Genomic DNA, 4,291 nt, shown 5'->3' on the forward strand with positions numbered 1-4,291 from the left:
ATAGTGACCACAGCTTTGAATTCTTCTCAGATACCATCTGCGCCATGGCCGTGGAAGAAGCGCTGAAAATATCAAACGGCAACCGCTCCCAGGCCGCCCGGCTTTTGGACATATCCCGCCCCACGCTACATGCAAAAATAGACAAGTACGGAATCAATACCATTTCATCCACCCAGATTATCCGGTGAGTTCCGAATTAAAACAAAGGTCTTTGGCCTGCGCTGTTTCTTAGGCTTCATATTACTTTACTATTTAATTCTAAAAAATAATGAATCTAATGTTGACAGGATATTTTTTATGCTCATTTTATTTTCAAACAAACGGAAGGGCAACTTAATCAGCCATCCGGCGGAAACAACAACAAATAGAAAGGAGTATGAACTATGTTTACAAGAATGAATGAAATCGACAGAATGTTTGGGGCCATGGATCTGCTCCGCGCCAGAATGGACAGACTCTTCAATGAAACTGGCAGGCCTTACCTGCATGGACCGGCATTTACCCTAGAGACCAATTCACCCAGAACCAACCTTCTGGAAAACGGTGACAAATTTGAAGTGCGGGCTGAACTCCCTGGTATTTCAAAGGATGACATAAGCATTAAAATCCAGGGCAATTACCTTGAAATAAGCGGAAAAAGGGAAATTGAAACACCCGAGGGGTATAAATCCCACAGGAATGAAAGATCCGCCACCACATTCTCACGCAGCTTTACCCTGCCCGATGAGGTTGATGCGGAAAAAGTTGATGCAGCCCTCAAAGACGGCATTTTGTATCTCACTCTGCCAAAATCAGAGGCCGCCAAACCCAGACAGATCGCTATTAATTAAATATAAAATGAACGACAAAAATAAAATCCAGGAGGTTACCATGACTGACAGAAAAGATATGACCAGAACCGAAGACAAGGCTATTGAGAAAACCCGTGAACTGAGAACCGCCACCCCGGCAGTGGACATTTATGAAAATGAAAATGAAATCCTGCTTTATGCAGATATTCCCGGGGTCCACAAGGACGATGTCACGGTAAACATTGAAAACGGCAAGCTCTCCATCTCCGGTGTCCGCCGGCTGGACTACCAGGGCGTGTCAAAGTGGGAGGAATTTGTGGACGTTGAATATGTCAGAAGTTTTTCCATCCCCCAGACCATTAACGTGGAAACCGTAGCGGCGAAGCTGAAAGATGGGGTTCTCACCCTTCATCTGCCCAAATCTGAAGCTGCCAAACCCAGACTGATTGAAGTCAAGGCTGCGTAGCACCTTTTCTTTATCTGTCCATATGAACACAAAGAATCAAGGTCGAAACCCCACTTGTTAAATAAAAAACCAAAAGGCTTTTCAGAATATTCTGAAAAGCCTTTATTTTTAAGTGGCGTCCCCAAGGGGATTCGAACTCCTGTCGCAAGCGTGAAAGGACTTCGATACCTCCCCATGAATCTTGAAACACGCGGTTTTTCGTTGCAACAGACACATGAGGACACAAAAAATATTTTCGGAAATAAGAATGATCTTTAACTGTCAGCAAAAATGCTGACAGTTTGATTGTTTTTAAATTCTATAATGGAGCCTCCTCTCATGATTTTTTATAAGACTACAATAAAAAATCCTTCTGCCATGATATCTATGACGGGTCTCACAAAATCCAAATTCGACTCTCTATTGCCCGTTTTTGAAAAAGCAGAAGAGAACGTAAACCGAAACTCCAGTCGGTCGAAGAACGATTGTTTTTTATCCTCTTTTATCTGAAAACCTACCCTCTTCAACAGGTGATCGCCGTCTGTTTCGGTCTGAGTTTGAGTCAGTCAACTTATTGGATTCACATGCAATATGGAACTGATCCCTTATTTCCGAAAATGTCTAATTTTCTGGACCAACCATCCGCCATGGAAAATTTATACTCCACAGGCGGATCTTCCCTTTTTATCTCGTTTAACCGATCCCTGATTCTTTGAAGGGCGTTAAACGCTGCATCCTTTTTCCGTCAGTGGTCGCTCCGGCAAAAAGCGCTTCTATCAGTTTGAGTTTTTCGGTCAGTTTTTTTCGTTCATTTATAATTCCCGTAATTCGATTTGTTTTTTTTTCGAGGCCCTAAGGCTTTTCTGCCAGACAGTTCATCCACATAACTCCGCCCCTTTCCAGGCCATCCTGGCAAATCATGGTCCGAACAAGTTGCAGATCGTGTTTCAGGCATAACTCTTTCCATCCAGCCGGTGATAATGCAGTGAACCTCCGGCCTTTAGAATCAAACTCATTTGTCATGACGTCATCCCGTCGGGACGGAACAGAAAATATAAATCGGCCCTTTGCTGCCAGAAGCGCATTAACAGCCCCAATTGTTGTCTCAATTTCCTGTACGGAAAGATGCATCAGAACGGCAACGGCATATATTCCGTGAAACTCCCCTAGGTTATATGACAGCCCATCCGGCAGTTTTAAGTGATTCACATGCCCCGCAAGTTCGGGGTGGTGTATTTTTGTCTGTTGCACCATTGCTGCCGAGCCATCTGTAGCCAGTACTTTGAACCCCTGGCGGGTCATAAAGGCGGCATCCCTGCCGGAGCCGCACCCGAGCTCCAGAAGTCTGCCGCCTGGTCTCAGGCTGGATAAAAGAAATTCATGCAGTTGTGTGACATCAGCCGATTCATACCTTTCAGCCACTTTCAGGGAATGTTGACTGTAATAGTTTAAAGTTGAATGCCCCATGGGTGACGTTTCATTTTTGGGCACTCATTCCCTGGAGAATGGCCTTGACCTGGTTCCCGTCAGCAAGCTTCCCAAAATGCTTCATAACGGCGCCCATGGCCTGGGTGGGGCTTTTAATGGCAGAAAAATCTATATTGGTTTTTATCCAGGCTTCAATGGCTTCCGTAGCCGCCATTTTGGGCAGATAAGATTCTAAGAGTTCCAGATAATCAGAAGATGTCTCTTTTTTTATCTCCAGTACGGTTTTTTCAGATTTGACGAACTTTCGGATGATATTATGGATATCCTCATCCGTGATCTCTTCCGGCGTTTTTGCCCGGGTGGATTTTTTCCCGCTCCCAAGGGTGATGGGCACAGTGATTTCGGGAAACGCCCCCATAATCAGGCGCATGGTATCCCTTACGCCTGTATCTTTTTTAAGCATGGATGTTTTCATATCCTGCCGGATTTTATCATAGAGGGAAATCCCCAGTGATGCATCCCATCCATATTGAGCTGTGTTTTCTGCCATTGCCTGCATTCTCCTTTTTTATGATGCCGTTGCCGGATGCGCGGGTTAATTGTATCTCTTAATTTATTGATGTCTATACCAGAGTCTGGCCGGGTAGGGCCAGGGATTTATTGGACCGCGGGGAGATTGGTCAGGACGAAAAAGGATCAATTGGGGCTGGAAAGGGCTTCCCTGACTTTTTGGGCAAGCACCTCTCTGGAAAAGGGCTTTTGAAGGAACATCACTCCTTCGTCCAGAATTCCGTGGCGGGCAATGACGTTGGCTGTATATCCGGACATGTAAAGGGTTTTCAGGGATGGGAAATTACGCTGCAGTGCGCCGGCAAGTTCTTTGCCGCTCATCTTGGCCATAATCACGTCGGTGAGAAGCAGGTCAATTCCGCTGCCGTGACGGTCGGCAACAGACAAGGCCTGGTGGGGGGAATCGGCTTTGAGTACCCGGTATCCCAGTTTGTTCAGTGTCTTTGTACAGAAGTTCAGGATCATGGCCTCGTCCTCTACAAGAAGAATGGTCTCACAGCCCCTGTAAGCGCATCGCCTGTGTCCCTGGGGGGCTGATAATTGTTGTCATCGCCTTTGTAGGCACTGAAGTAGATCCTGAATGTCGTGCCGTTGCCGGGTTCGCTGTATACGTTGATGAACCCCTTGTTCTGTTTGACGATGCCGTAAGTGGTTGCCAGCCCCAGGCCGGTACCCTCGTTTGGTTTTTTCGTGGTGAAGAAAGGCTCGAACAGGCAGTCTTGAACAGCCTTGTCCATGCGTGGAAGAGAATCACAGTGATCTGGCGCGGTTTGCTGTCTGGCAGAGGACCTGGGGCTGGATTATATTGATTTCAAACCCAACTATTTTTCAACCTACACGACGCAAATCCTCAAGGAAATTTCAGCCCGGAAAGACAGCGTAACTGCGGCGCAATTAAAATGCACTGGAATTTTTCCATCCGGCAGGTTCAAAATCAGTGGTGTCCGGTTAGGTTTTTGCATATAGCATTTTAAAAAATTGTTTCGTTGTGTTTATTTTTTTGACATTCTCAATCTAAATTATCAGGATAACGTATATTAATAATTATCGTTACTAA

General features: G+C 45.6%; 6 protein-coding genes and 2 pseudogenes. 4 read left to right on the forward strand and 4 right to left on the reverse strand.

The window, feature by feature from the left end; translation table 11 throughout:
• From AB7U36_RS19525 to AB7U36_RS19540, 4 genes and pseudogenes are all read left to right on the forward strand, one after another.
• On the forward strand, window positions 1-188 hold a 188-nt coding region (locus AB7U36_RS19525; protein ID WP_428161310.1), incomplete at its 5' end, for a helix-turn-helix domain-containing protein.
• Between the two features lie 195 nt (window positions 189-383).
• Window positions 384-830, forward strand: coding sequence for an Hsp20/alpha crystallin family protein (locus AB7U36_RS19530; protein WP_428161311.1), 447 nt, complete (start codon window positions 384-386; stop codon window positions 828-830).
• 40 nt (window positions 831-870) lie between these two features.
• Window positions 871-1,257: an Hsp20/alpha crystallin family protein gene (locus AB7U36_RS19535; RefSeq protein WP_428161312.1), complete on the forward strand. Its 387-nt coding sequence runs from the start codon at window positions 871-873 to the stop codon at window positions 1,255-1,257.
• Between the two features lie 452 nt (window positions 1,258-1,709).
• Window positions 1,710-1,952 (forward strand): annotated as a pseudogene (locus AB7U36_RS19540) (transposase family protein); the annotation flags it as partial.
• 136 nt (window positions 1,953-2,088) lie between these two features.
• On the opposite strand, the gene AB7U36_RS19545 reads toward AB7U36_RS19540, so the two are convergent.
• The 4 genes and pseudogenes from AB7U36_RS19545 to AB7U36_RS19560 all read right to left on the reverse strand — a co-directional run.
• The gene (locus AB7U36_RS19545) at window positions 2,089-2,727 is read right to left on the reverse strand and encodes a class I SAM-dependent methyltransferase (RefSeq protein ID WP_428161313.1); all 639 of its coding nucleotides are present in this window, start codon (window positions 2,725-2,727) and stop codon (window positions 2,089-2,091) included.
• Window positions 2,714-3,214, reverse strand: a complete 501-nt coding sequence (locus tag AB7U36_RS19550) for a GatB/YqeY domain-containing protein (protein WP_428161314.1) — start codon at window positions 3,212-3,214, stop codon at window positions 2,714-2,716. Before AB7U36_RS19550 ends, AB7U36_RS19545 begins: the two co-directional genes overlap by 14 nt.
• Before the next feature lie 146 nt (window positions 3,215-3,360).
• Complete coding sequence (locus AB7U36_RS19555; protein WP_428161315.1) at window positions 3,361-3,699, reverse strand: response regulator; 339 nt, start codon at window positions 3,697-3,699, stop codon at window positions 3,361-3,363.
• Window positions 3,700-3,710: 11 nt separating this feature from the next.
• Window positions 3,711-3,974, reverse strand: a pseudogene (locus tag AB7U36_RS19560) (ATP-binding protein); the annotation flags it as partial.
• Window positions 3,975-4,291: the final 317 nt, after the last annotated feature.

This window comes from Desulfobacter sp., from assembly GCF_050177295.1.

Bases quoted from the DNA above. Each gene is read 5' to 3' on its own strand.
- AB7U36_RS19535 (WP_428161312.1), top strand. From the start codon at position 871: ATGACTGACAGAAAAGATATGACCAGAACCGAAGACAAGGCTATTGAG.
- AB7U36_RS19530 (WP_428161311.1), top strand. From the start codon at position 384: ATGTTTACAAGAATGAATGAAATCGACAGAATGTTTGGGGCCATGGAT.
- AB7U36_RS19555 (WP_428161315.1), bottom strand. From the start codon at position 3,699: ATGATCCTGAACTTCTGTACAAAGACACTGAACAAACTGGGATACCGG.
- AB7U36_RS19550 (WP_428161314.1), bottom strand. From the start codon at position 3,214: ATGGCAGAAAACACAGCTCAATATGGATGGGATGCATCACTGGGGATT.